Consider the following 23911-nt stretch of genomic DNA (forward strand, 5'->3'; position numbering starts at 1 on the left):
CCTGCCGAATGATCCCGCTGTGGCTCTGTTCCATAACGAGGTCGGCCGCTGAATCGTTCCGGCATTCATACGATGGTCGGGGGTGGCCTTTCAGGATGGCCGATGCGCGCGAACAACCTCAGGCGATCTAAAACGAAGGTTGCCATATTCCTGGATGAATCGCGTGACAAAGGCGGCCAAGCTCAAGAAACTCCAACATCCATCCTAAGTCATAGGCTTGATAACTACGCCGGAAGTCGGAGTTCCTACGAAAGGCTAAATTGACCGGAATCGCCTTTACTTCATCGTGCGGGGATGTAGGACTGCGCGGTCACTCGCCGGCCCAGGCTCGGGTGCGCGCAGGCTGGCTGCGGGTATTCGGTTTTCCGGTGGTGACAGGTTGCGTTTACTGGGCCGCATACCGGGATTGTGCCGGGGCGGTCCAAAGCTGTGGCTGAATGCGGTCCATGGTGGGCCGGCGCGCGGGCAGGGGGAACGGCATGACGGCGATGGTGGAGACGGCGGACGCGTTGGATCCGAAGGTTCTGCTGATGGCCTTGCGGCAACTGCGCAAGGGCGACTTCTCCGTGCGGCTGCCGCTCGACCTGACGGGCATGGACGGCGAGATCGCCGCCGCCTTCAACGACGTGGTCGAGCTGAACCAGAACCTGACCACCGAGGTCAGCCGGCTCAGCGTCGCCATCGGCAAGGAAGGCCGTATCAGCCAGCGCGCCAAGCTGAACAACGCATCCGGCGGGTGGGAGACCTGTGTCGACAGCATCAACACGCTGGTCGGCGACATGATCCAGCCGACGACGGAAATCGCGCGCGTCATCGGCGCCGTCGCCAAGGGCGACCTGTCCAAGACGATGGCGCTGGAGATTGAAGGCCGTCCGCTGCAGGGCGAATTCCTGCGCACCGCCCGCAACGTCAACACCATGGTGGACCAGCTGGTCACCGTGACGACCGAACTGACGCGCGTGGCGCGCGAGGTCGGTATAGAGGGCAAGCTGGGCGGGCAGGCCCAGGTCAAGGGCGTCGCCGGCAGCTGGAAGGACCTGACCGAGAACGTCAACGTGATGGCGGCCAACCTGACCGGTCAGGTGCGCAACATCGCGGAGGTGACAACCGCGGTCGCGAAGGGTGACCTGTCCAAGAAGATCACCGTCGATGTGAAGGGCGAAATCCTTGAGCTGAAATCCACCATCAACACCATGGTGGACCAGCTGAACAGCTTTGCCTCCGAAGTGACGCGCGTTGCGCGCGAGGTGGGCTCCGAAGGCAAGCTGGGCGGGCAGGCGAAGGTGGAGGGCGTCGGCGGCACCTGGAAGGACCTGACCGACAACGTGAACATGATGGCGGCGAACCTGACCGGTCAGGTGCGCAACATCGCCGAGGTGACGACGGCGGTCGCCAAGGGTGACCTGTCCAAGAAGATCACCGTCGACGTGAAGGGCGAGATTCTGGAGCTGAAATCCACCATCAACACCATGGTGGACCAGCTGAACAGCTTTGCCTCCGAAGTGACGCGCGTGGCCCGCGAGGTGGGCTCCGAAGGCAAGCTCGGCGGTCAGGCGAAGGTGGAGGGCGTCGGCGGCACCTGGAAGGACCTGACCGACAGCGTGAACATGATGGCGGCGAACCTGACCGGTCAGGTGCGAAACATCGCCGACGTCACCACCGCCGTCGCCACCGGCGACTTGTCGAAGAAGATCACCGTCGACGTGAAGGGCGAGATTCTGGAGCTGAAATCCACCATCAACACCATGGTGGACCAGTTGAACAGCTTCGCCTCGGAAGTGACGCGCGTCGCAAGAGAGGTGGGCTCGGAGGGTAAGCTGGGTGGTCAGGCGCGGGTGGAGGGCGTCGGCGGCACCTGGAAGGACCTGACCGACAGCGTGAACCTGATGGCGGCGAACCTAACCGGTCAGGTGCGAAACATCGCCGACGTGACCACCGCGGTGGCGAACGGCGACCTGTCCAAGAAGATCACCGTGCCGGTGAAGGGCGAAATCCTGGAGCTGAAGAACACCATCAACACGATGGTGGACCAGCTGAACAGCTTCGCCTCGGAAGTGACGCGCGTCGCAAGAGAGGTGGGCTCCGAAGGAAAGCTGGGCGGTCAGGCGCAGGTGAAGGGCGTCGGCGGCACCTGGAAGGACCTGACCGACAGCGTGAACGCGATGGCGACCAACCTGACGGGTCAGGTGCGCAACATCGCGGAGGTGACGACGGCGGTCGCCAACGGCGATTTGTCGAAGAAGATCACCGTCGACGTGAAGGGTGAGATCCTTGAGCTGAAATCCACCATCAACACCATGGTGGACCAGCTGAACAGCTTCGCCTCGGAAGTGACGCGCGTCGCAAGAGAGGTGGGCTCCGAAGGCAAGCTGGGCGGCCAGGCGCAGGTGAAGGGCGTTGCCGGCACCTGGAAGGACCTGACCGACAATGTGAACGCGATGGCGACCAACCTGACCGGTCAGGTGCGCAACATCGCGGAGGTGACGACGGCGGTCGCCAACGGCGATTTGTCGAAGAAGATCACCGTCGACGTGAAGGGCGAAATCCTTGAGCTGAAATCCACCATCAACACCATGGTGGACCAGCTGAACAGCTTCGCTTCGGAAGTCGCCCGCGTGGCGCGCGAAGTGGGCATCGAGGGCAAGCTGGGCGGTCAGGCGCAGGTGAAGGGCGTTGCCGGCACCTGGAAGGACCTGACCGACAACGTGAACATGATGGCGGCGAACCTGACCGGTCAGGTGCGAAACATCGCCGAAGTGACGACGGCGGTCGCGAAGGGCGATTTGTCGAAGAAGATCACCGTCGACGTGAAGGGCGAGATCTTCGAACTGAAATCCACCATCAACACCATGGTGGACCAGCTGAACAGCTTCGCTTCGGAAGTGACGCGCGTGGCGCGCGAGGTGGGCTCCGAAGGCAAGCTGGGCGGTCAGGCGAAGGTGGAGGGCGTCGGCGGCACCTGGAAGGATCTGACCGACAATGTGAACATGATGGCGGCGAACCTGACCGGTCAGGTGCGCGGCATCGCCAGCGTCGTCACCGCGGTCGCCGACGGCGACCTGAAGCGCAAGCTGGCGGTGGACGCGAAGGGCGAGATCGCGGCGCTGGCCAACACCATCAACGGCATGATCGACACGCTGGCGACCTTCGCCGATCAGGTCACCAACGTGGCGCGCGAAGTGGGCATCGAAGGCAAGCTGGGCGGTCAGGCCCGCGTGCCGGGCGCCGCCGGCCTCTGGAAGGACCTGACCGAGAACGTGAACCAGCTGGCCGCCAACCTGACCACGCAGGTGCGCGCCATCGCCGAGGTCGCCACCGCGGTGACCAAGGGCGACCTGACCCGCTCCATTACCGTCGAGGCGATGGGCGAGGTCGCGGCGCTGAAGGACAACATCAACGAGATGATCCGCAATCTTCGCGACACCACGCTGAAGAATGCGGAACAGGATTGGCTGAAGACCAACCTCGCCAAATTCACCCGCATGCTGCAGGGCGAGCGCGATCTGGTCACCGTCTCCAACATGATCCTGTCGGAAATCGCGCCGCTGGTGAACGCGCAGCATGGCGTCTTCTACGTCGCCACCCGCGACCGCGACGAACCGCTGCTGGAACTGGTCGCGTCCTACGCGCTGAAGGAGCGCAAGAACCTGTCCAACCGCTTCCACCTGAAGGAAGGTCTGGTCGGGCAGTGCGCCTACGAGAAGAAGCGCATCCTGCTTACCAACGTGCCGCGCGACTACGTGTCGATCAGCTCCGGCCTGGGCGAAGCGCCGCCGCTGAACATCATCGTCCTGCCGGTGCTGTTCGAGGATGACGTGAAGGCGGTGATCGAGCTGGCGAGCTTCGGCCGCTTCAGCGAGACGCACCAGAGCTTCTTGGAGCAGCTGACCGAGAGCATCGGCATCGTTCTGAACACCATCGCCGCCAACATGCGCACCGAAGGTCTGCTGAAGCAGTCGCAGCGCCTGACCACCGAACTGCAGAGCCAGCAGGAGGAACTGAAGACCACCAACGAGCGGCTGGAACAGCAGGCCGCCTCGCTGCGCAAGTCGGAAGAGCTTCTGAAGGCCCAGCAGGAAAAGCTGACCACCACCAACGAGGCGCTGGAGGAGAAGGCCGAACAGCTGGAGAAGCAGAACATCGAGGTGGAGCGCAAGAACCGCGAGGTCGTGCTCGCCAAGGCGGCGCTGGAGGAGAAGGCCGAACAGCTCGCCCTGACCTCCAAGTACAAGTCGCAGTTCCTGGCGAACATGAGCCACGAGCTGCGCACGCCGCTGAACAGCCTGCTGATCCTGTCCAAGCTGCTGGCCGACAATCCCGACACCAACCTGTCCGACCGCCAGGTGGAGTTCGCCCGCACCATTCATTCCGCCGGCTCCGACCTGCTGGGCCTCATCAACGACATCCTCGACCTGTCGAAGATCGAATCCGGCACCGTCACGCTGGAGATCGGCGAGGTCGTGCTGGGCGACCTGCGCAACCATGTGGAACGCACCTTCTCGCAGGTGGCACAGGAGAAGAAGCTGGCCTTCGCCATCGAGATGGACCAGGCGTTGCCCGCCAGCATCCAGACCGACGAGAAGCGGCTGGCCCAGGTGCTGAACAACTTGCTGTCGAACGCCTTCAAGTTCACGGATACCGGCGGCATCACCTTCCGCGTCGCCCCGGCGACGGAGGGCTGGAGTGCCGCTCACCCGACGCTGAACGCGGCGTCGTCGGTGCTCGCCTTCACCGTGATCGACACCGGCATCGGCATCCCCGAGGACAAGCAGCGCATCATCTTCGAGGCGTTCCAGCAGGCCGACGGCACCACCAGCCGCAAGTACGGCGGCACCGGCCTTGGCCTGTCGATCAGCCGCGAGATCGCCCGCCTGCTGGGCGGCGAGATCCGGGTGACCAGCACGCCGGGCAAGGGCAGCGCCTTCACGCTCTATGTCCCGCGCAGCTATGACGTCGCGGAGGAAACCGCGAACCCGCTGGTCGCCGCCGCCAGCACCGTGCCGGCCCCGGCCGGCCTGCTGACCCGGCGGCCGGAGGCGGCCACCCGCCCGGTGGTGGCCTCCGGCCCGCAGGAAGGGCTCGCCCTGCTGGAGATGCAGCCGGCCGGCGACGACCGCGAACGCATCCGCGGCGGCGAGCCGGTGGTGCTGATCGTGGAGGACGACGCGACCTTCGCCTCCATCCTGATCGATCTGGCGCGGGAGAAGGGCTTCCGCACCGTCCTGTCGGCCGGTGGAGCGGCGGCGCTGCCGCTGGCGCGCAAATACCGGCCGGATGCCATTCTGCTCGACATCGGGTTGCCGGACATGGACGGCTGGGCCCTGCTCGACCTGCTGAAGCGGGACCCGCAGACCCGCCACATCCCGGTCCACGTCATCTCCGCCAAGGACGAGCGGCGGCGCGGCCTGTCGATGGGTGCCTTCGATTATTCGGAAAAGCCGGTGGAGCGTGAGGCGATCTTCGACGCCCTGAACCGGGTGAAGAGCTTCAAGGAGCGCGACCACCGCAAGCTTCTGGTGGTGGAGAAAGACAACCCGCAGCCGGGCGCCGTCGCCGCCCTGATCGGCAACGGCGATGTGGAGACCCATACCGTCACCTCCATCGAGGCGGCGATGGCGGCGCTGTCGGCCGACCGGTTCGACTGCATGGTGCTGGATCTGTCGAGCCCGGCGCTGGCCGGCCCCTCCGCAGCCGATTTCGAACTGGTGGAATGGCTGCGCACCCGCGACACGCTCGCCTGGATGCCGGTGGTGGTCTATGTCGCCCCCGACATCACGGCGGAGGACGAGGCGCGGCTGCGCCGGCTTGCCGAGACCGTGGTGCTGAAGAGCGCCCGGTCGCCCGCCGGCCTGCTGGACGAGACCGCGCTGTTCCTGCACCGCGCCGTCGACAAGCTGCCCGACGACAAGCGGCGCAGCATCCTGGACCTGCGCCAGCATGACCCCTCGTTGGCCGGCAAGCGGGTGCTGGTGATCGACGACGACATCCGCAACATCTTCTCGCTTGCCAGCGTGATGGAGGCTCACAGGATCGAGGTCCTGCATGCCGAAAGCGGGCGCGAGGGGATCGAGCGGCTCCGCGCCGACCCGGCCGTCGACGTGGTGCTGGTGGACATCATGATGCCGGAGATGGACGGCTACGAGACCATGCGCACGATCCGCAGCATCGACGAGTTCCGCGGCCTGCCGATGATCGCCGTCACCGCCAAGGCGATGAAGGGTGACCGCGACAAGTGCATCGAGGCCGGGGCGACCGATTACATCGCCAAGCCGGTGGACATCGACCATCTGCTGTCGCTGCTGCGGATCTGGACCGCGAAGGGCGGCAGGCCGCAACCGCGCGGCGGAGTTTCGGCATGACCCGGCGCAAGCTGCGCCCGGCGCGGGTGGCGCGGCGCGGGCCGTTCGTGGCGCCGCCGGCCTTCCCGGTGCCGGCGGTCCGCCGCGCGCGTCTGCTCGGCACCACAAGTGTTCAGCCGGCCGGCGCTCAGCCTGCCAGCCGGGATGACATCCGCCAGACGCTTATGCCGCCGGATGTGGCGCCGCCCGCACCGGCCCCCGTTCCGGCCGTCACGCCTGCACCGCCGGCCGGTGCCCCCGCGGGATGGGAAAGCATGACCACCGACGCTCCTCCGCACCCTGACAAGGCCGACGTGGCGATCCTGATCGTCGATGACGACCCGCGGAACCTCTTCGCCGTGCGCGAGACGCTGGAGGACATGAACGCGCAGCTCGTCCTGGCACGGTCGGGGGAAGAGGCGCTGAAGCACCTGCTGCGCCAGGACTTCGCGCTGATCCTGCTTGACGTCCACATGCCGGGGATGGACGGCTACGAGACGGCGGAGCTGATCCGCCTGCGCGAAAAGTCCCGCCACATCCCCATCATCTTCCTGACCGCCATCAACAAGGACGAGACGCACATCTTCCGCGGCTATGCCAGCGGCGCCGTGGACTACATGTTCAAGCCGGTCGATCCGCACATCCTGAAATGCAAGGTGTCGGTCTTCGTCGATCTCTACCGCAAGACGGAGGCGGTGAAGCGCGAGGTCGAGGCCAAGCAGCGCCTGCTGGACGAGAACGAGCGGGTGCGGCGCGAGATGCGGCAGGCCGAACAGGCGCTGCGCCGGTCGGAGGAGCGGCAGGCTCTGATCCTGGGGCAATTGCCCATCGTGCTCTACACCGCAGACCTGACGCCGGGCATCCCCTTCCGCTACCTGTCGGACACGGCGCAGTCGGTTCTGGGTTGCCCGGCCGCCCGTTTCGTCGAGGATCGCGTTTCTGGGAATCGGGGCTGCATCCGGACGACCGCAACCGCGTGCTGCGCCAGCTGGAGTCGATCCACGACACCGGGTTGACGACGGTCGAGTACCGCTGGCGCTGCCCGGACGGCAGCGAGCGCCATCTGCTGGACCAGGCGGTGGTGGTGCGCGACGAGGACGGCCGGCCGGCCGAGCTGTTCGGCACCATCCTGGACGTGACCGAGACGCGTCAGGCCCAGCGCCAGCTCGCCCACGCCCAGAAGATGGAAATGGTCGGCCAGCTGACCGGCGGCATCGCCCACGACTTCAACAACATGCTGATGGTGGTGATCGGCAGCCTCGAACGGCTGGTCCCCAGCCTCGCCGACGATCCGAAGGCGGCGAAGCGGGCGGAGATGGCGCTGCAGGCGGCGCTGCGCTGTTCCGACATGACGCGGCGTCTGCTGACCTTCGCCCGGCGCCAGCAGCTTCATCCGGAGCCGGTTGATCTCGGCGCGCTGGTCGCCGGGATGGGCGAGCTGATGGAGCGCACGCTGGGCGGCGGCGTCGGCATCGCCATCGAGGCGCCGGCCGCCGACGCGGAGCCGCTGTGGACCGCGTCGGTCGACCGGTCGCAGGCCGAATCGGCCCTGCTGAACCTCGTCATCAACGCCCGCGACGCCATGCCCGGCGGCGGCACCCTGCGCATCCGCACCGAGAACGCCCGGTTCGGCGACACCCAGTCCGCCCATGGCATGTCCGTGCCGGCCGGCGACTATATCCTGCTGTCGGTGTCCGACAGCGGATGCGGCATGCCGCCGGAGGTGCTGGAGCGGGCTTTCGAGCCCTTCTTCACCACCAAGGAGGCGGGGAAGGGCACCGGTCTCGGCCTCGCCATGATCCACGGCTTCGTCAAGCAGTCGGGCGGGCTGATCGACATCGACAGCAGTCCGGGCGTCGGCACCACCTTCCGCCTCTATCTGCCGAGGGCGGCCGTCGACGCGGCCCATGGTGCTGTTCCCGACGACGACGGCGCCGACGAGGCGTTCGCCGGCCGCGGCGAGACGGTGCTGGTGGTCGATGACGACGCCGACGTGCGCGCCGTCGCCGTCCAGGCCGTAGGCGCGCTGGGCTACCGCGTGCTGGAAGCCGACGGGGCAGAGGCGGCGCTGACCCTGCTGGACCGCCAGCCGGTCGATCTCCTGTTCACCGATATCGTGATGCCGGGCGGCCTGAATGGGCGCGAGTTGGCGCGCGAGGGGCTGCGCCGCCATCCCTCGCTGCGGGTCCTGTTCGCCTCGGGCTATGCCAACGGAACCAGTGCGCCGGAGCCGGAGGCCGGCGCCGCCACCCCCGCGGACGACGGCACCGATCCGGGCGCCGTGCTGGGGGCGGTTCTGAGCCGGGCGGAGACGCTGGCCAAGCCCTATCGCGACGGCGATCTCGCCCGCGCGCTGCGCCGCGCGCTGGATCTGCAGTCCCCCCTCGCGCCGGCGGAGGCCGTCCGGGGCTGACGAGGGGGAAAGATGGCGGCGCAGTCCCACGCCGCCGGTTGTGCACATCAGGTCAGGTTCTAGTTCATGGTTTTGTCCGACGATGCGCTTACGCTGCTCAGAAGTTCGATCCGTTCGGTCTGGGCGCTCGAACTCCTGCTTCTGCTGCGCCGTGACTCCGGCCGCGACTGGTCGAACGGCGACCTCGTGCGGGAGTTGCGGGGCAGCGAGGTGGTGGTGCAGGAGGCGCTTGACGGTTTCCTGGGGGCGGGGCTGCTGGTGGCGCTGGCCGACGGCCGCCACCGCTACCAGCCCGCGGCACCCGTCCTCGACCAGTGGGTGGAGGAGATCGCGCAGGCTTATGCCACCCGTCCCTCCGCCATCATCCGGGAGATCTTCGCTGCTCCCGGCAACAAGGTGCAGATTTTCGCCGATTCCTTCCGCTTCCGCCTCAACGACTGATGCCAGTGAATGACATGACCGCTGCTTTCCATTCCCCTGCCGCGCACCGGTTGTCCTCTCTCCCATGCGGGAGAGCGGGGTGGGGGAGCTGACATGGACCTCGTGAAGTCGGCGGTCTATCTGCTGTGCTTTGCCGCCAGCCTGCTGTGCATGGTCCTGCTGCTCCGCAGCTACCTGCGGTCGCGCAGCCGGCTTCTGCTGTGGAGCACGCTGTGCTTCGTCGGGCTGGCGATCAACAACCTGCTGCTGTTCATCGACGTCGTCGTCCTGCCGACCCAGGTCGATCTGCTGCCCTTCCGCCAGTTCTCCGCCATGGCCGGCGTGGGCGTGCTGCTCTACGGCTTCATCTGGGATGCCGAATGATGCTGCCGACGACCTACAGCTTCTTCACCGGGGCGCTCGCGGCCCTCTATGCGGTGGCCGGGCTGTTCTTCCTCAGCTTCTGGAAGCGGACGCGCGACGCGCTGTTCGCCTCCTTCGCTCTGGCCTTTGCGCTGCTGGCGCTGAACCAGACCGTGCTGGCGCTCGGCGGGCTGGAGCGGGAGGAGCAGAGCTGGGTCTATCTGCTGCGGCTGGTGGCCTTCCTGCTCATCATCGCCGCCATCGTCCGCAAGAACCTGGAAGGGCGGCGCCGGTAAAGGGTCATTTCCGCCCGTCGCCAAAGCGGCGGCAATCCCATTCGTCGGTTCCGGTCGCCGCCCGCCCGCCGTTGGAGGTGCGGTAGCGCGCGTCGTCGCACTGGCCGTTGCCGGCATAGCGGCTGTAGCCGTCCTGGCCGCGGCCGCCATAGTATCCGTTTCCATAGTAGCCGCTGTCGTAGCCGCCGCGGCGGTGGTGGCGCCGGTCGCGGTCGTAATCGTGGTCGTCGTCATCGTCATCGGCGGTCGCCGCCAGCACGCCGAGCCCGACCACGGCGGCGCCGAGCAGCAATGCGCCGGCCATGTCGTCGTTCCCGTTGCCGGCGCAGCCCGGCAGGGCCAGCGACACCGCAAGGCAAGCGGCCAGGGCCGTCCTGCCGCCGAAGAGTCCGCGCCGCACCGCCTTTTCCATCGCCGCCTCCCAGCACACGGGTAGTTTCTCCCATGAACACATGGGCGGCGCTTTTCATCCAGTACCTTTATAGTTTCTTTTTAGAAATATTTGCATCGTACAGCTTCCGCCGGCTTGACCGCATACCGGGGCGCTCACCGCGGGGCTTGGCCCGGCGGGCATGAAGCCCTATGGTCGGCCTGCTGTCGCCGTGATAGGGCGCCAAAATGGGGAGTGCGTGGATGTTCACCGCCAGGATCCTTCTGCTCGGCTCCGGTGAGCTGGGCAAGGAATTCGTCATCGCCGCCAAGCGGCTGGGCTGCGAGGTCATCGCCTGCGACAGCTACGCCAACGCCCCGGCGATGCAGGTCGCCGACCGGGCGGAGGTGTTCTCCATGCTCGACGCCGACGCCCTGCGCGCCGCCATCGCCAAGCACCGCCCGGACTTCATCGTGCCGGAGGTGGAGGCGATCCGCACCGAGGTGCTGCACGAGTTCGAGGATGCCGGCACCACCGTCGTGCCGTCGGCCCGCGCCGCCACCATGACGATGAACCGCGACCGCATCCGCGAGGTCGCCGCGACCGAACTCGGCCTGCGCACCTCGCGCTACCGCTATGCCGAAAGCCTGGAGGAGGTGCGCGCCGGGGCGGAGCACACCGGTTTCCCCTGCGTCATCAAGCCGGTGATGTCCTCTTCGGGCAAGGGGCAGAGCACGGTGCAGGACGCCGCCGGTCTGGAAGTCGCCTGGGACTATGCGGTGGCGAACATGCGCGGCGACCGCCGCAAGGTGATCGTCGAGGAATTCGTCGCCTTCGAATACGAGATCACTCTGCTGACCGTCCGCACCCGCGACGGCATCCTCTATTGCGAGCCGATCGGCCACCGGCAGGAGCGCGGCGACTACCAGGAATCCTGGCAGCCGGTCGCCATGCCGCAGGCGATGCTGGACGACGCCAAGGCGATGGCGGCCCGCGTCGTCGACAATCTCGGCGGCTACGGCATCTTCGGCGTCGAGTTCTTCGTGACCGCCGACGAGGTCGTCTTCTCCGAACTGTCGCCGCGCCCGCACGACACCGGCATGGTCACCCTGCTGTCGCAGAACCTGTCGGAGTTCGAGTTGCACGCCCGCGCCATCCTGGGCCTGCCGATCCCGAACATTGTCTGCCGCGCCCCCTCGGCTTCCGCCGTCATCCTGGCCGACCGTGAATCGGAGAGCTTCCGGATCGAGGGGCTGGCCGACGCGCTGAGCCTGGGCAGTGCAGAGCAGGAGGTGGACGTCCGCCTGTTCGGCAAGCCGACCACCCGCAAGAACCGCCGCATGGGCGTTGCGCTCGCCACCGGCACCGACACCGACGATGCGCGGGCACGGGCCAAGCAGGCGGCGGACAAGGTGACGATCCGGTATCCGTGATTGACTGTGCCGCGCCGCAGGTGGGGAGACGGTTCCCCACCCGCGGGGGCCTTGTCAGATAGAAGTGGCGAGCACGCCTGACAGGGTGTTCGTCTCGATCGGGGACGCTGCCCGGCCGGTGGTGGTCAGCGGCTCGGCCGAGCGGCCTTCGCGATAGCCAAAGACGATGTAATGGGTCAGCGCGTCTTGTTCAGTCTTGCCGATACCGGGATAGCGCGCCATGTACGCCGCGATGTTGAAATTGATCGCCCGTCCTTCCAAGCGGCCGGCCGTCGCGTAATGCATGGCCGCAGATGTCGCATTCGTCCCAAACGCCTGGATCAGGTCGGGATTGGCCGCAATATAGGCCAGCGAGTTGAATGACGTGCTTCGGCCTTCCAACCGGCCGGCCACCACATAATGTTCGGTGGCGGCGGCGGTGTTGGAACCAAAGGCAGCGGCAAGATCAACGTTTGCTGCAAGGTAGCTCGCCGCGTCAAAACTCGTCGGCCGGCGTTCGATGTAATTGAAACCCCTCTGCACATAATGCATGAAAGCTGCGCTGCCGTTGGAGCCAAAAGCAGCGGCCAAGTCACGGTTGGAAGCCAGATAGCTCATTGCGTCAAAAGTAACGGCGCTTGCCGTTGATACGGTCTTGTCATTAAAGCGGATATACTCAATATTGGTCAACAAATCGGAATCATTGTACAACGTCAAAACAGCTGTTTGTCCGCCATAGGTAACGAATTTACTTCCCCGGTAATTATTTGAGGGATAGTATAAATACGATAGCTCGTCGTAAATGACAGTGTCGTTGCCATCACCGCCATCGATCGTATCGCTTCCACGACCGCCATCAATCAGGTCGTCTCCACCACCGCCGACGATCAGATCGTCACCAACATACCCGTAAAGAGTATCGTTCCCAGCAGAGCCAAAAATCTGATCATTGTTAGCCAAAATGTATTCATTATACACTACTCTGGTAAGATTCGAAAAAGAATAGAATTTAAGATCAAGATTGGATAGAGAAAGCAATGTTCCGCCGCCGACGGCGGGTACCGTCATTGAAGAGATAGCTCCGGAATGAATGATTGACGAAGTGAAATAAAACTGCCCAACCATGGTGACGTCAATAGTCTGGTTTGTTCCAACCCAATAGCGAATGGTAGCCTGATTATGATCCACCGACACTGCACGATAATTAGTAGGAAAATAACTGCCTACGCCACCGAGCGTAGACAAATTGACAGCAGAATTTGCAAAAATAGTGGCCATCTCGTTTCCTAACTAAAAATCGGCAGATGTCGCATCCGCTGTACGGATCAGCCGAAAGGGTTGGGATGAATGCACTCTTTTGACTGTAATTGCACAATTTTCGAATGTCTAGGTGGAAACTATAGTGCAGCAATCGTTGTGGGGGAGAAGTGACTACCGCCCCAGCAGCCTGTCCACCCGCCGCAGCGCCGGGAACATTGCCGCCCACAGCCCGGCCAGCCCGACCGCACCGACGCCGCCCAGCACCACGGCCGGCACCGCCCCGATCATCGCCGCGACGCTGCCGGATTCGAACTCGCCCAGCTGGTTCGACGCGCCGATGAACAGCGAGGTGACGGCGCCGACGCGGCCGCGCATCTCGTCGGGGGTGGACAGCTGAATCAGCGTCTGGCGGACGAACATGCTGACCTGATCGGTGGCGCCGACCGCCAGCAGGGCGATGAAGGACAGCACCGGATCGGCCGACAGCCCGAAGGCGATGGTGGCGACGCCGAACCCCGCCACCGCGATCAGCATCCAGCGCCCGGCATGGCGCTTCACGCCCCAGCGGGTGATGACCATCGCCATGGCGAGCGCCCCCAGCGCCGGGGCGGAACGCAGCAGGCCGAGGCCCCATGGCCCGACGAACAACACGTCGCGGGCGTAGATCGGCAGAAGCGCCGTCGCCCCGCCCAGCAGCACCGCGAACAGGTCCAGCGAGATGGCGCCCAGGATCTCCGGCCGGCTGCGGATGAAGGCGGCGCCGGCCAGCATGCTCGACAGGCTCATGGCGCGCTTGGTCATGGTGACCGGGCGCGGCCGGCAGGCGGCGATCAGCAGGACCGACAGCACCAGCATCGCCGTGCTGACGCCATAGACCGCCGCCGGGCCGGCGATGTAGAGCAGCCCGCCCAGCGCCGGGCCGGAGATCTGCGCCACCTGCACCCCCGACGACTGCCATGCTACGGCATTGGGCAGATCCTCCACCGGCACGGTCGCCGACAGGATCGCCTGGTTGGCCGGCCCCTCGAAGGACTTGGCGAGGCCGATCAGCGCCACCACGGCGAAGATCGCATGCGGCGACAAGGCACCCGCCATGGTCAGCAGGAACAGTGCGGCGACCGCGATCATTTCGACGGACAGCGCGCCGAACAGCACCGTCTTGCGGTCGTTGTTGTCCACCACATGGCCGGCGACCAGCACCAGGGCCAGGGTGGGCAGGAACTGGAACAGTCCGACCAGACCGAGGTCGAGCGGGTTGCCGGTCATGGCATAGACCTGCCATCCGACCGCCACCACCTGCATCTGGATCGCCAGCATCGAACAGACCCGCGCGCACCAGAACAGGGCAAAGGCGCGGTGACGGAAAGCCGACCGGAAACTGTCCCCGGCCGCGGGCACGCTGGTCATTCAGACTGGCTCCAGAAGTGTGGCAATGCCCAGCCCGCCGCCGATGCCGAGCGTGGCGAGCCCCCGGCGAGGCGTCGTGCCGGCCGTGGGGAACAGCAGCTCGGTGAACAGACGCGTCACCAGGATGGCCCCCGACGCGCCATAGGGATGGCCGAGCGCCAGCGCGCCGCCGCCGACCGACACGCGGGACGGGTCGATGCCCAGCGCGTCGAGGCTGGCCAGCACCTGGGCGGCGAAGGCCTCGTTGAATTCGATCAGGTCGATGTCGGCGACCGACAGGCCGGGGTTGCGGGCCAGCAGCTTGCCCACGGCCGGGACCGGTCCGGTGCCCAGCAGTTTCGGGTCCACCCCCGCCGCGGCGGAATCGACCACCGCCAGCCCGCGGGTGAGGCCGAGCGCGCGGAACTTCCGCTCCGACACCACCGCCACCACGGCGGCGCCGTCATTGACCGGGCAGGCGTTGCCGGCGGTCACGGTGCCGTCCGGCCGCAGGATGGGCCGCAGGCGCCCGAGCTTCTCGAGGCTGGTGTCCGCACGCGGGCATTCGTCGCGGTCGATGACGCGGCCGTCGGGCAAGTCGAGCGGCACGATCTCGCGGTCGAACCGTCCGGCAGCCTGGGCTGCGACCGCCTTGCGGTGGCTGTTCAGGGCATAGCGGTCCTGCCGTGCGCGGTCGATGTCGTAAGCCAGGGCGACATTCTCCGCCGCCTCGATCATCGACGGGTCGCCGATCTCGTCGGGTGCGAAGCGGGCGCGGTCGTAGAAGGTGGGGCTGCGGTAGAGGCTGGACGGCTTGGCGACCCGCCAGGGGGCCGTGCTGGTGCTTTCCACCCCGCCGGCCAGCACGACGTCGCAGGCTCCGGACTGCACCAGCCGGGTGGCGAGGTTGATCGCCTCCAGCCCCGATCCGCATTGCCGGTCCACCGTGACGCCCGGCACCGACACCGGCAGGCCGGCCGACAGCGCCGACAGCCGCGCGACATTGCCGCCGGGACCGACCGCGTTGCCCAGCAGCACCTCGTCCACCTCCGCCGGGTCTATTCCGGCATCGGCGAGCACCGCGCGGATGACCGGTGCGGCGAGATCCTCGACGGGCAGTTCGCACAGGGCACCGCCGACGCGGCCGACGGGCGTCCGACGCGCGGCGACGATGATCGGACGGTTGCTCACGCCACCACCTCCAGCCCGCCGCCCTTCGCGCGCTCGCGCACATCGCCGCGGGCGATCTTGCCGCTGCCGGTCAGGGGCATGTCGGCCGCGGCGAACACCCGCCGGGGCGCCTTGTAGGCTTCCAGCCGCTCCTGACACCAGCCGCGCAGCTCAGCGAGCGAGGCGCGCCCGGCTCCGCGCCACCAGACCACGGCGGACAGGGCGTCGCCCCAATAGGGATCGGGCAGGCCGAACACCACCGCCTCCGCAACCGCAGGGTGGGCGCGCAGGACCGCTTCGACCTCCGCCGGGTAGACGTTCAGGCCGCCGGTGATGACCATGTCGCCGGCCCGTCCGACGAGCCGCAGCCAGCCTTCGCCGTCGATCCAGCCATAATCGCCGACCGTGCCCCAGCCGTCCCGTTCGCGATAGCCTGCGCCGTCGGTGGTGCCGAGATAGCCGTCGCTGAGCATGCCGCTGCGCACCCAGACCGTGCCGGGCCGGCCGCGCTCCACCGGGTTGCCGTCGTCGTCGCGCAGGCCCAGCTCCACCCCGTGGAAGGGGCGGCCTACACTGTCCGCCGGGGCGCCTTCGAGCGAGGAACGCAGGCTGACGAAGCTCAGCTCCGATGCGCCGTAATATTCCAGCACGGCGGCGTTGGGGCAGAGCGCGGCCAGCCGCTCATGCACCGCGGGCGCCAGCTTCGCGCCGGAGCAGATCACCCGGCGCAGGGCGGGGAAGTGTCGGCCGTCGCGTTCCGCCGCGTCGAGGATGCCGACCAGCATCGTCGGCACCAGCACCAGCGTGGTGACTCCGCACTCCGCCAGCTGCATGGCCGCGTCGGCGGCGTCGAATTTCGGCTGCACCCGGATCGTGGCGCCGGCCGACAGCCCCTCCACCGCGCCATAGAGGCCCAGGCCATGGACCAGCGGCCCCGGCACCAGAATGATGTCGTCCGGCCCGATGCCGAACTCCACCCGGCTCGCCTCCAGCGTCGCCAGCCAGGAGCCCTGGTTGCGGATGAAGGCCTTCGGCCGTCCCGTGGTGCCGGAGGTGAAGCCGACCAGGAAGGGCGTCTTCGGATCGACCGGCGGGATGCTCCAGTCCGCCGGTTGCCCGGCGATCCAGGCGGCGGCGGTCTCCGTCGTCAAGTGCAGGTCGGGGCGGAAGCTGTCGAGCGCGGCGGCGGTCTGCGCCACGCTCCATTTCGGGTCCAGCAGCCCGACGATGCCGCCGGCCGCGACGATGCCGAAGAACAGGGCCGGCAGCTCCGCACGGTTGCCGAGGCTGAGCGCCACGCGCGGCGGCACGTCGCCGGTCGGCAAGGCCGCCACCCCGGCGCCGGCCCGCAGCACCTGCTCCAGCAGGGTGCCGTAGGACACCGGCGCGCCGTCGAACACCAGGGCGGGATGGCCGGGCCGGCGCCCGGCCGTCAGCGCGAAGGGGCGGGCGAGGTTGTCCGCCCGCAGATAGCCGCCGGTCGGGGGCGGCCGGTCAGGCGCCGTTCCTTCAGGCATGGATCGGCAGGATGCCGGCGCGGCGGACGCCCGAGGCGGCGACGGCGGCGACGCCGGCCTTGATCAGGTCGCCCGGAACGAAGGCCAGCGAGCCGAAGACGGCCTTCTCGATCGGCAGGCCGGCGACCAGCCACAGCCAGGGAATGCCGCCGGCATAGACGACCAGGATGCCGCCGGCGACGCTGACCACGAACAGGCGGATCGGGTTGGCGTTGGTGGCGAACCGCTCCGCCAGCCAGCCGGTGACGAAGGCGGCGATCGGCCAGGACAGCACGAAGCCGCCGGTCGGCCCCATCAGCACGCCGATGCCGCCACGCCCGCCGGCCAGCAGCGGCAGGCCGGCGGCGACCAGCAGCACGAACAGCAGGGCGGCGATGCCGCCGCGCTTGGCGCCCAGGATGGTGCCGGCCAGCATGACGCCCAGCGTCTGGGCGGTGACCGGCACCGGCAGGAAGCCGAGCGGGATCGGCGGCGCCATGCCCAGCCCGCCCAGCAGGGCGGCGAACAGGGCGCAGAGGACGAGGTCGCGGGTGGACAGCATTGCGGACGCTTCCTTCGGGTGGTGACGTTATCGTTGTGTACTTTTTCTTATCGCGGCTTGTGATCCGGAGTCCGCCGGATCGTAGCCGCGTGCTTCCAATGCGGCGGTCAGATCATCGGCCATGGTGAGGATCTTGACCAGCAGCGGAACGAACAGGGCGGCTATGTTGCGCTCGACGCCGCGGGCGCGCTGGGCCATCCGCACCTCGCGCACCTGCTCGCCCAGCAGGGGGATGAAGCGGATGGTCAGCGCCAGCATCAGCGCCATCTTGGCCGGGTTGACCCCGACCGGGCGCAGCAGGCCGAACAGCCGCTCGAACAGATCGACCATGTCCGTGACGCGGGTGGTCAGCGTGACCAGGGTCGCCAGCAGGATCAGGGCGGCGAAGCGGGCGATGGCGACCGCCGTCTCCTCCCACCCGCCGCCGGACAGCAGGGCCTGGAAGCCGAACAGCAGGGTCAGCATGACGACCGGCGCCCGCAGCTCCTTCAGCACCCGGCCGGCCGGCAGCCTCGCCGCCGCCAGCACCGCGGCGCCGATCAGTCCGGCGGCCGCTGCCCCCAGGCGCCGGGCAGCGCCAGCACGACGATGGTCACCAGCAGCAGCCCGCCCAGCTTCGCCCCCGCCGGCAGGCGATGGATGGCGGAGTCCCGGTGCAGGTAGAGGCCCAGCATCAGCCGAGCCGCTCGACATAGGCGGGCACGGCGTCGGCCGGCGGACCGTCGGCGACGACGCGGCCGTCCTCCAGCACCAGCGCGCGGTCGAAATCCATCACCATGTCCAGGTCGTGGGTGACGACGATCACCGTCTGCGGCAGCCCGCGCAGCAGCTCGATCACCTTGCGGCGGTTGCGCAGGTCGAGCAGGGTGGTCGGTTCGTCGAAGACGACATAGGCGGGCTCCAGCACCAGCACCCCGGCGATGGCGAGCAGTTGCTTCTCGCCGCCGCTCATCTGGTGGGCCGGCTGGTGGCGGTAGCGGTCGAGGCCGTAGCGCTCCAGCGCCCCGGCGACGCGGCGGGCGATCTCGTCCTTCGGCAGCTTGCGCGCCTTCAATCCGAAGGCGATGTCCTCCTCCACCGTCGGATAGACGATCTGGGTGTCGGGATTCTGAAAGACGAAGCCGACCCGCTGGCGCACCGCGCGGCCATCGGTGCGGGTGTCCAGTCCATCGACGGCGACGCTGCCGGCGGTCGGCAGGATCAGCCCGTTCAGCAGCCGCGCCAGCGTGCTCTTCCCCGACCCGTTGCCGCCGAGGATGGCGATGCGCCGCTCCGCCAGCCGCAGCGACAGGTCGTGCAGGACGGGACGGTCGCCATAGGCGTGGGTGACGGACCGGAGTTCGATCATGGACGGGGGCGGGGCTTTCGCGTTGCAGTTCTGTTGCGCGTGCGAAAGGTTCTTAGCCGGTTTGCGGGCGGGGTTCCAGGGGAGCGTGGCTTCAAAAACTCGGATAAGGACGACCCTTGATATCTGTCCAGAAATATGTACAATAACCATGCGCCGCGAAAGTGGTCCAGATCCGGCACCCGGTTCGTATGGTGCATCAATTTCGGTAGGTCTTTGATGAGTCACATCAGCTACACCGACCTCAGAAACAATCTTGCCAGCGTGATGGACGAGGTCTGTGACAGCCGCGCGCCGCTGACCGTCACCCGTCAGAAGGGACGGTCGGTAGTGATGATTTCCGAAGAAGAATTCGAAGGACTGATGGAGACTCTTCATCTCCTGAAAAGTCCGAAGAATGCGGAGCGGCTGCTCAAGGGCATCGCCCAACTTGATGCTGGCAAAGGCATCGAGCGGGACATTCTGAATGAAGAAGGTTTGGACTGACGGCGCTTGGGAGGATTATTTATACTGGCAGAAGAACGACCGGGCCGTGTTGAAGAAGGTAAACGATTTGCTTCGCGACACTGAACGGAACCCATTCTCAGGGCTAGGCAAGCCTGAACCGTTGAAGGAAGGGCTTGCCGGCTGGTGGTCGCGCCGCATTACAGGCGAACATCGGCTGGTCTATCGGGTGACCGGGAGCGGTGCCTCCCAAGCAATCGAAATACTGGCCTGCCGGTATCACTACTGAGTCGCCATGAAGGCCGCCCCCGAAGGGCGGCCTTTTCTCTCCCACGATCAGCCGTCAGAAACTGTTCCGCTCGTGATAGGTCTGCAGGAACTGCTGCACCCGTGGTTCGGTGGATTCGTGGAAGACCTCGCGCGGGGTGCCGAAGGCGGCGATGCGGCCGTGGTCGAGGAAGGCCACCTTGTCGGCGACGTTGGCGGCGAAGCCCATCTCGTGCGTCACCACCACCATGGTCATGCCGTCGGCCGCCAGATCGCGCATGACCTGCAGCACCTCGCCCACCAGTTCGGGGTCGAGCGCCGAGGTCGGCTCGTCGAACAGCATCAGGTGGGGTTCCATCGCGATGACGCGGGCGATGGCGACACGCTGCTGCTGGCCTCCGGACAGGCGGGCGGGATAGCTGTCGGCCTTGGCGGACAGACCGACGCGGTCCAGCATCCGGCGGGCGTGGGCCGCCGCCGCGGCCTTGTCCATGCCGCGGACCTGCACCAGCGCTTCCGCCACATTCTCCAGCGCGGTCATGTGGGGCCACAGGTTGAACTGCTGGAACACCATGCCGACGTTGCGGCGCAGGTCCCGAAGGTCGCGGTTCGACAGGCGGCGGCGCGGCGTGTCCTCGGTATAGCCGACCAGCTTGCCTTCGATGCGGATCTCGCCGCGGTCGTAGACCTCCAGGAAGTTGATGCAGCGCAGAAGCGTGCTCTTGCCCGACCCGCTGGGACCGATCAGGCAGACGACCTCCGACTTGTTGACGGTCAGGTCGATGTCGCGCAGCACCTCGTTGGTGCCGAAGCTCTTGCCGACGCCGCGGATCGAGACCATCGGCACGGCATCGCCCTGGACGGTGGAGCGGGGCGGGGTGGCGGTTTGGGAAACGGCGGTCATCACGCCCTCGCGGTTGCGGACTGGGTCGGGGAACCCTGCGGCGACGCATGGGTCAGGAAACGGGTGACGCGCGCCTCCAGCCGGCGGCCCAGGCGCGACACCACCTCCACCAGCAGCCAGTAGAACAGAGCCATGCCGACGATGGTCTCGAAGGTGGCGAAGGTCTCCGCCGCCATCGTCTGCATCTCGTACATCAGCTCCGGCACGGTGATGATGGACAGCACCACCGTCTCCTTGGTCAGGATCGCCATCATGTTGACGATGGCCGGCACGGTCGACACCAGCATGGCCGGCACGATCACCCGGCGCAGGATGGAGCCGTAGGACATGCCGAGGCTGAGCGCCGCCTCCACCTGCCCCTTCGGCACCGCCTGATAGCCGGCGCGGAAGATCTCGGCGAAATAGGCACTGCCGTAGATGCCGAGGCCGAGGATGCCGGCCGCCGTCGCCTCCAGCCGCAGGCCGATGGACGGGCCGCCGCTGTAGAGCAGGAACAGCTGGATCAGGAAGGGCGTGCCGCGGATCACCTCGATGTAGGCGCGGATGACCCAACGCAGCGGCTTCAGCGGGATTTGGCGCAGCAGCATCAGCACGAAGCCCAGCACCATGCCGATCAGGCAGCCGGCGCCCCAGCACAGGATGGTGATGCCGAAGCCGCGCAGCAGCGCCGGGCCGTACTGGACGAGAAGGGAGAGGTCCAACATCGGGTCAGGCCTGTTGCAGGCGGCGTTCGACCAGCGTGCCGAACAGGGCCAGCGCGCCGTTGATCGCCAGATAGATGAGGCCGGCCGCGAGATAAATTTCCAGCGGGCGGTAGTTGCTGGCCGAGATGGTCTGGCTGGTCCGCGTCAGCTCCGCCACCCCGACGACGGAGATCAGCGACGACGCCTTCAGCAGCAGGATCAGTTCGTTGACCAGAGCCGGCACCGAGATGCGGAAGGCCTGCGGCAGCAGGATGCGCGTCCAGATCGCCGATCCGGGGAAGCCCAGCGCCAGCGCCGCCTCCGACTGGCTGTGCGGCACCGCGTTCAGCGCGCCGCGGTAGATCTCCGAAACATAGGCGCCCGATGCGAGGCCGAGGGCTGCGATGGAGGCGACCAGCGGCGGCACGTCGATGCCGATCAGCGGCAGCATGTAGTAGATCAGCAGCAACTGGATCAGCAGCGGCACGCCGCGGAAGAAGCTGACATAGACGCCGCCGGCCATGTCCGCCGCCCGGCCGCCGGACTGCCGCGCCACGCAGACGGCGAGGCCGATCACCTGCCCCAGCAGCACGCCGAGCAGCGAGACCCAGACGGTCGTGACCGCCGCCCCCAGCAGATGGGGAAGGGCGTCGATGATGACGCTGAACTTCATGGATGGGCCTTCGTCGAACAATCCTGTCCCTCTCCCGCCCCGGGAGAGGGAAGGGGCCCAAGCAGAGCTTGGGAAGGGTGAGGGGTGATGCGAGGGTTAGAGAATCCATGTCCGGATTGCCCCTCACCCTCCCCACTTCGTGGGTCCCCTCCCTCTCCCGGGGCGGGAGAGGGAAGGTCATGGCCCCTTACAGCTGCGGTTCCGGAACGGTGGTCGGCAGTTCCTGCGCAACGCCGAACCACTTCTTCTGGATGGTCGCCATGCGGCCGTCCTTCTGGATCTTCACCAGCGCGGCGTTGACCGCCTCGATCAGGCTCTTGTCGTCGTCGCTGAGACGGCCGACCCACGAGAAGTAGGAGGGCTTGCCGAAGGGCGGCAGGACGACGGCGAAGGTCTCCTTGCGCTGGGCGGCGGCGAAGGCGAGGTTCGGCAGCGAGTTGACCGAGGCGTCGATGCGGCCGGCGGCGAGATCGGCGTAGGACTGGTTGCTGTCGACGTATTCGCGCACGTCCGGCGGGGTCGGCAGGGTCTGGCCGAACTCCTTGACCTGGGCCAGCTGCGAGGTGCCCTTGCCGCCGCCGACCTTCTTGCCGGCGATGTCCTCCGGCTTGTTGATGCTCTTGTCGTCGGCGCGCTTCATGATCGCGGCCGTCGCCTCCGAAATCGGAACGGTGAAGGCGTAGCGCTTCATGCGCTCCTTGGTGATCGTCACCGGGGCGATGACCAGATCGAACTTCTTGGCTTCCAGGCCGGGCAGGACGCTGGTCCAGGGCAGGTCGATGTGCTTGGCCTTGACGCCCAACTCCTTCGCCACCTCGTCGATCAGATCGCGGTCGACGCCCTTGTATTCGTTGTTCTCAAGGAAGTCGAAGGGCGGGAACTGCATCTCGGTGGCCACCGTGAGGACACCGGCCTTCTTCACGTCGGCCAGCGTGTCGGCCATCGCCGTGCCGGCGGCGGCACCGGTCACCAGCAGCGTGGCGCCCAGCAGCGCCGCCTTGAACATCGTCCGAACCATACCCTTGCTCTCCATCGTGAGTGGTCCCCTGTCGTGGACGGCCGACTGTAGCCGGTCCTTTTGTGTTTACAAATTCAACTCGGTCGCGCTGTCGGTGATCGACGAACCGCTGAGGCTGAACCGGTCGCCGACCGAGAGGAAATGAACCAGCGTCACCGGCCGGCTCAGATGCATGGTCTGCCGTCGGATCGACAGGCAGGCGGCCCCGGCCTCCACCCCCAGCAGCGCCGCCATCTCCGCCGTGGCGTTGACCGCGCGCACCGTGTGGTCGGCCGACGACCAGGGAACCCGGTCCACCAGCCAGCGGCTGGGGGCGACGCTGTCGAACGGTTCCTCCGCCACCTCCGGCACGGCCTCAAGGTTGACGAGGCGGCGTTCGTGCTGGATCGGGGTGCCGTCGCTGAAATGCAGGCATTCCAGCGCCAGGATCGGCGCGCCGTCCGGCAGGTCGGGCCAGCGGATGCCCTGTCCGTTGCAAAGATGCTTGCGTTCGCGGATGCGGAACTCGTAAACACGGCCCTCCCGCGCGACGACGTCGCCGATGTCCTCGATGGGCAGGGCGAAGCGGTCGCGGCGGCCGGTGGCGACGAAGGTCCCGGCACGGCGGCGGCGTACGAGGAATCCCTCCCGCGCCAGCACTGCGATGGCCTTGTGCACGGTCTGGCGGGAGACGCCGTAGAGGCTGGACAGCTCCGCCTCGTTCGGCAGGCGTTGGCCGGCCCGCCAGCGGCCCCGCAGGATCTGGCCGGCGACGGCGCGCTTGATCTGGTCGAACAGCGCGCCGCGGCCATCCAGGGTAAGGCCGTCGAGCGGAAGGTCCCCCGCGAGGCGCCGTCCGGCGTTGATGCCGGTCCGCCAACGCGGTCCTGTCCGGTCAGGCCTTGCCGTGCCAATCCCTGCACCCCGCTCTCCGCGCCGCGTTGCGATGTGACGTTTCGGCGATAATGTATGTACATAATCTTACGGTCAATCGCCAATTCCCGGTCCTGCCCACGGTTTTGCTGCGTTGCGGCGAAAAACCGCCTACCCCCTTCGCCGGGGCTTGCGCGGCGGCGCAAAAAAGCCAATTGGAGTGTGGGATTTGCGATAAA

23 protein-coding genes are annotated in these 23911 nt (G+C 67.0%); 9 read left to right on the plus strand and 14 right to left on the minus strand.

All coding sequences use genetic code 11. The features are described 5' to 3' along the window. The first annotated feature begins 488 nt into the window (after positions 1-488). From AB8P05_RS24310 to AB8P05_RS24335, 6 genes are all read left to right on the plus strand, one after another. The gene (locus AB8P05_RS24310) at positions 489-6359 is read left to right on the plus strand and encodes a HAMP domain-containing protein (protein ID WP_472761180.1); all 5871 of its coding nucleotides are present in this window, start codon (positions 489-491) and stop codon (positions 6357-6359) included. Beyond that, positions 6356-7354 carry a response regulator gene (locus tag AB8P05_RS24315; protein WP_472760755.1) on the plus strand — a complete coding sequence of 333 codons (999 nt, stop codon included), beginning with the start codon at positions 6356-6358 and terminating at the stop codon, positions 7352-7354. Before AB8P05_RS24310 ends, AB8P05_RS24315 begins: the two co-directional genes overlap by 4 nt. Then, on the plus strand, positions 7315-8751 hold the full coding sequence (locus AB8P05_RS24320) for an ATP-binding protein (RefSeq protein WP_472760756.1): 1437 nt from the start codon (positions 7315-7317) through the stop codon (positions 8749-8751). The genes AB8P05_RS24315 and AB8P05_RS24320 overlap by 40 nt, the downstream gene beginning before the upstream one ends. A 66-nt stretch (positions 8752-8817) precedes the next feature. Then, the gene (locus AB8P05_RS24325; protein WP_455174893.1) at positions 8818-9192 is read left to right on the plus strand and encodes a hypothetical protein; all 375 of its coding nucleotides are present in this window, start codon (positions 8818-8820) and stop codon (positions 9190-9192) included. Between the two features lie 93 nt (positions 9193-9285). Then, entirely contained in the window at positions 9286-9555 is a 270-nt protein-coding gene (locus AB8P05_RS24330) for a DUF5985 family protein (protein WP_472760757.1), read from the plus strand. Then, positions 9552-9830, plus strand: a complete 279-nt coding sequence (locus AB8P05_RS24335; RefSeq protein WP_455174895.1) for a DUF5985 family protein — start codon at positions 9552-9554, stop codon at positions 9828-9830. Before AB8P05_RS24330 ends, AB8P05_RS24335 begins: the two co-directional genes overlap by 4 nt. Positions 9831-9834: 4 nt before the next feature. Here AB8P05_RS24335 and AB8P05_RS24340 read toward each other — a convergent pair whose 3' ends face one another. Beyond that, positions 9835-10260 (minus strand): hypothetical protein, encoded by a 426-nt coding sequence (locus AB8P05_RS24340; protein WP_472760758.1) that lies wholly within the window; start codon positions 10258-10260, stop codon positions 9835-9837. A gap of 203 nt (positions 10261-10463) precedes the next feature. On the opposite strand from AB8P05_RS24340, the gene purT reads away from it, so the two are divergent. Beyond that, the gene (purT, locus tag AB8P05_RS24345) at positions 10464-11633 is read left to right on the plus strand and encodes a formate-dependent phosphoribosylglycinamide formyltransferase (RefSeq protein ID WP_472760759.1); all 1170 of its coding nucleotides are present in this window, start codon (positions 10464-10466) and stop codon (positions 11631-11633) included. Between the two features lie 54 nt (positions 11634-11687). On the opposite strand, the gene AB8P05_RS24350 is transcribed toward purT, so the two are convergent. From AB8P05_RS24350 to AB8P05_RS24385, 8 genes are all read right to left on the minus strand, one after another. Beyond that, entirely contained in the window at positions 11688-12890 is a 1203-nt protein-coding gene (locus AB8P05_RS24350) for a calcium-binding protein (protein ID WP_472760760.1), read from the minus strand. Positions 12891-13043: 153 nt separating this feature from the next. Further along, positions 13044-14279, minus strand: coding sequence for an MFS transporter (locus AB8P05_RS24355; RefSeq protein WP_472760761.1), 1236 nt, complete (start codon positions 14277-14279; stop codon positions 13044-13046). Continuing rightward, entirely contained in the window at positions 14280-15449 is a 1170-nt protein-coding gene (locus AB8P05_RS24360) for a thiolase family protein (protein ID WP_472760762.1), read from the minus strand. Next, a complete protein-coding gene (locus tag AB8P05_RS24365; RefSeq protein ID WP_472760763.1) occupies positions 15446-16945 on the minus strand; it encodes a class I adenylate-forming enzyme family protein in 1500 nt (499 codons plus the stop codon). The genes AB8P05_RS24360 and AB8P05_RS24365 overlap by 4 nt, the downstream gene beginning before the upstream one ends. Further along, entirely contained in the window at positions 16938-17483 is a 546-nt protein-coding gene (locus AB8P05_RS24370; RefSeq protein WP_472761181.1) for a biotin transporter BioY, read from the minus strand. The genes AB8P05_RS24365 and AB8P05_RS24370 overlap by 8 nt, the downstream gene beginning before the upstream one ends. 30 nt (positions 17484-17513) lie before the next feature. Beyond that, the gene (locus AB8P05_RS24375; RefSeq protein WP_472760764.1) at positions 17514-18014 is read right to left on the minus strand and encodes an energy-coupling factor transporter transmembrane component T family protein; all 501 of its coding nucleotides are present in this window, start codon (positions 18012-18014) and stop codon (positions 17514-17516) included. 11 nt (positions 18015-18025) lie between these two features. After that, positions 18026-18160 carry a hypothetical protein gene (locus AB8P05_RS24380; RefSeq protein ID WP_472760765.1) on the minus strand — a complete coding sequence of 45 codons (135 nt, stop codon included), beginning with the start codon at positions 18158-18160 and terminating at the stop codon, positions 18026-18028. Beyond that, positions 18160-18834 (minus strand): energy-coupling factor ABC transporter ATP-binding protein, encoded by a 675-nt coding sequence (locus AB8P05_RS24385; RefSeq protein ID WP_472760766.1) that lies wholly within the window; start codon positions 18832-18834, stop codon positions 18160-18162. The genes AB8P05_RS24380 and AB8P05_RS24385 overlap by 1 nt, the downstream gene beginning before the upstream one ends. A gap of 216 nt (positions 18835-19050) precedes the next feature. Between AB8P05_RS24385 and AB8P05_RS24390 the strand changes: the two genes are divergently transcribed. Both AB8P05_RS24390 and AB8P05_RS24395 read left to right on the plus strand, forming a co-directional pair. After that, complete coding sequence (locus AB8P05_RS24390) at positions 19051-19317, plus strand: type II toxin-antitoxin system Phd/YefM family antitoxin (protein ID WP_472760767.1); 267 nt, start codon at positions 19051-19053, stop codon at positions 19315-19317. Continuing rightward, positions 19298-19564: a Txe/YoeB family addiction module toxin gene (locus tag AB8P05_RS24395; protein ID WP_472760768.1), complete on the plus strand. Its 267-nt coding sequence runs from the start codon at positions 19298-19300 to the stop codon at positions 19562-19564. The genes AB8P05_RS24390 and AB8P05_RS24395 overlap by 20 nt, the downstream gene beginning before the upstream one ends. 54 nt (positions 19565-19618) lie before the next feature. On the opposite strand, the gene AB8P05_RS24400 is transcribed toward AB8P05_RS24395, so the two are convergent. From AB8P05_RS24400 to AB8P05_RS24420, 5 genes are all read right to left on the minus strand, one after another. Then, positions 19619-20446, minus strand: coding sequence for an amino acid ABC transporter ATP-binding protein (locus AB8P05_RS24400; protein ID WP_455174904.1), 828 nt, complete (start codon positions 20444-20446; stop codon positions 19619-19621). Further along, on the minus strand, positions 20446-21150 hold the full coding sequence (locus AB8P05_RS24405; RefSeq protein ID WP_472760769.1) for an amino acid ABC transporter permease: 705 nt from the start codon (positions 21148-21150) through the stop codon (positions 20446-20448). The genes AB8P05_RS24400 and AB8P05_RS24405 overlap by 1 nt, the downstream gene beginning before the upstream one ends. Before the next feature lie 4 nt (positions 21151-21154). Further along, positions 21155-21802 (minus strand): amino acid ABC transporter permease, encoded by a 648-nt coding sequence (locus AB8P05_RS24410; RefSeq protein WP_472760770.1) that lies wholly within the window; start codon positions 21800-21802, stop codon positions 21155-21157. A 187-nt stretch (positions 21803-21989) separates the two neighbouring features. Beyond that, positions 21990-22820, minus strand: a complete 831-nt coding sequence (locus AB8P05_RS24415; protein WP_455174907.1) for a transporter substrate-binding domain-containing protein — start codon at positions 22818-22820, stop codon at positions 21990-21992. A 66-nt stretch (positions 22821-22886) separates the two neighbouring features. Next, positions 22887-23747: a GntR family transcriptional regulator gene (locus tag AB8P05_RS24420; RefSeq protein WP_472761182.1), complete on the minus strand. Its 861-nt coding sequence runs from the start codon at positions 23745-23747 to the stop codon at positions 22887-22889. Positions 23748-23911 lie beyond the last annotated feature (164 nt).

The sequence above is a fragment of the Azospirillum sp. VT-I1 genome (assembly GCF_055698305.1).

Bases quoted from the DNA above. Each gene is read 5' to 3' on its own strand.
- AB8P05_RS24390 (WP_472760767.1), top strand. From the start codon at position 19,051: ATGAGTCACATCAGCTACACCGACCTCAGAAACAATCTTGCCAGCGTG.
- AB8P05_RS24310 (WP_472761180.1), top strand. From the start codon at position 489: ATGGTGGAGACGGCGGACGCGTTGGATCCGAAGGTTCTGCTGATGGCC.
- AB8P05_RS24410 (WP_472760770.1), bottom strand. From the start codon at position 21,802: ATGAAGTTCAGCGTCATCATCGACGCCCTTCCCCATCTGCTGGGGGCG.
- AB8P05_RS24325 (WP_455174893.1), top strand. From the start codon at position 8,818: ATGGTTTTGTCCGACGATGCGCTTACGCTGCTCAGAAGTTCGATCCGT.
- AB8P05_RS24405 (WP_472760769.1), bottom strand. From the start codon at position 21,150: ATGTTGGACCTCTCCCTTCTCGTCCAGTACGGCCCGGCGCTGCTGCGC.
- AB8P05_RS24335 (WP_455174895.1), top strand. From the start codon at position 9,552: ATGATGCTGCCGACGACCTACAGCTTCTTCACCGGGGCGCTCGCGGCC.
- AB8P05_RS24400 (WP_455174904.1), bottom strand. From the start codon at position 20,446: ATGACCGCCGTTTCCCAAACCGCCACCCCGCCCCGCTCCACCGTCCAG.
- purT (WP_472760759.1), top strand. From the start codon at position 10,464: ATGTTCACCGCCAGGATCCTTCTGCTCGGCTCCGGTGAGCTGGGCAAG.
- AB8P05_RS24395 (WP_472760768.1), top strand. From the start codon at position 19,298: ATGAAGAAGGTTTGGACTGACGGCGCTTGGGAGGATTATTTATACTGG.
- AB8P05_RS24330 (WP_472760757.1), top strand. From the start codon at position 9,286: ATGGACCTCGTGAAGTCGGCGGTCTATCTGCTGTGCTTTGCCGCCAGC.
- AB8P05_RS24350 (WP_472760760.1), bottom strand. From the start codon at position 12,890: ATGGCCACTATTTTTGCAAATTCTGCTGTCAATTTGTCTACGCTCGGT.
- AB8P05_RS24380 (WP_472760765.1), bottom strand. From the start codon at position 18,160: ATGCTGGGCCTCTACCTGCACCGGGACTCCGCCATCCATCGCCTGCCG.
- AB8P05_RS24355 (WP_472760761.1), bottom strand. From the start codon at position 14,279: ATGACCAGCGTGCCCGCGGCCGGGGACAGTTTCCGGTCGGCTTTCCGT.
- AB8P05_RS24365 (WP_472760763.1), bottom strand. From the start codon at position 16,945: ATGCCTGAAGGAACGGCGCCTGACCGGCCGCCCCCGACCGGCGGCTAT.
- AB8P05_RS24415 (WP_455174907.1), bottom strand. From the start codon at position 22,820: ATGGTTCGGACGATGTTCAAGGCGGCGCTGCTGGGCGCCACGCTGCTG.
- AB8P05_RS24385 (WP_472760766.1), bottom strand. From the start codon at position 18,834: ATGATCGAACTCCGGTCCGTCACCCACGCCTATGGCGACCGTCCCGTC.
- AB8P05_RS24315 (WP_472760755.1), top strand. From the start codon at position 6,356: ATGACCCGGCGCAAGCTGCGCCCGGCGCGGGTGGCGCGGCGCGGGCCG.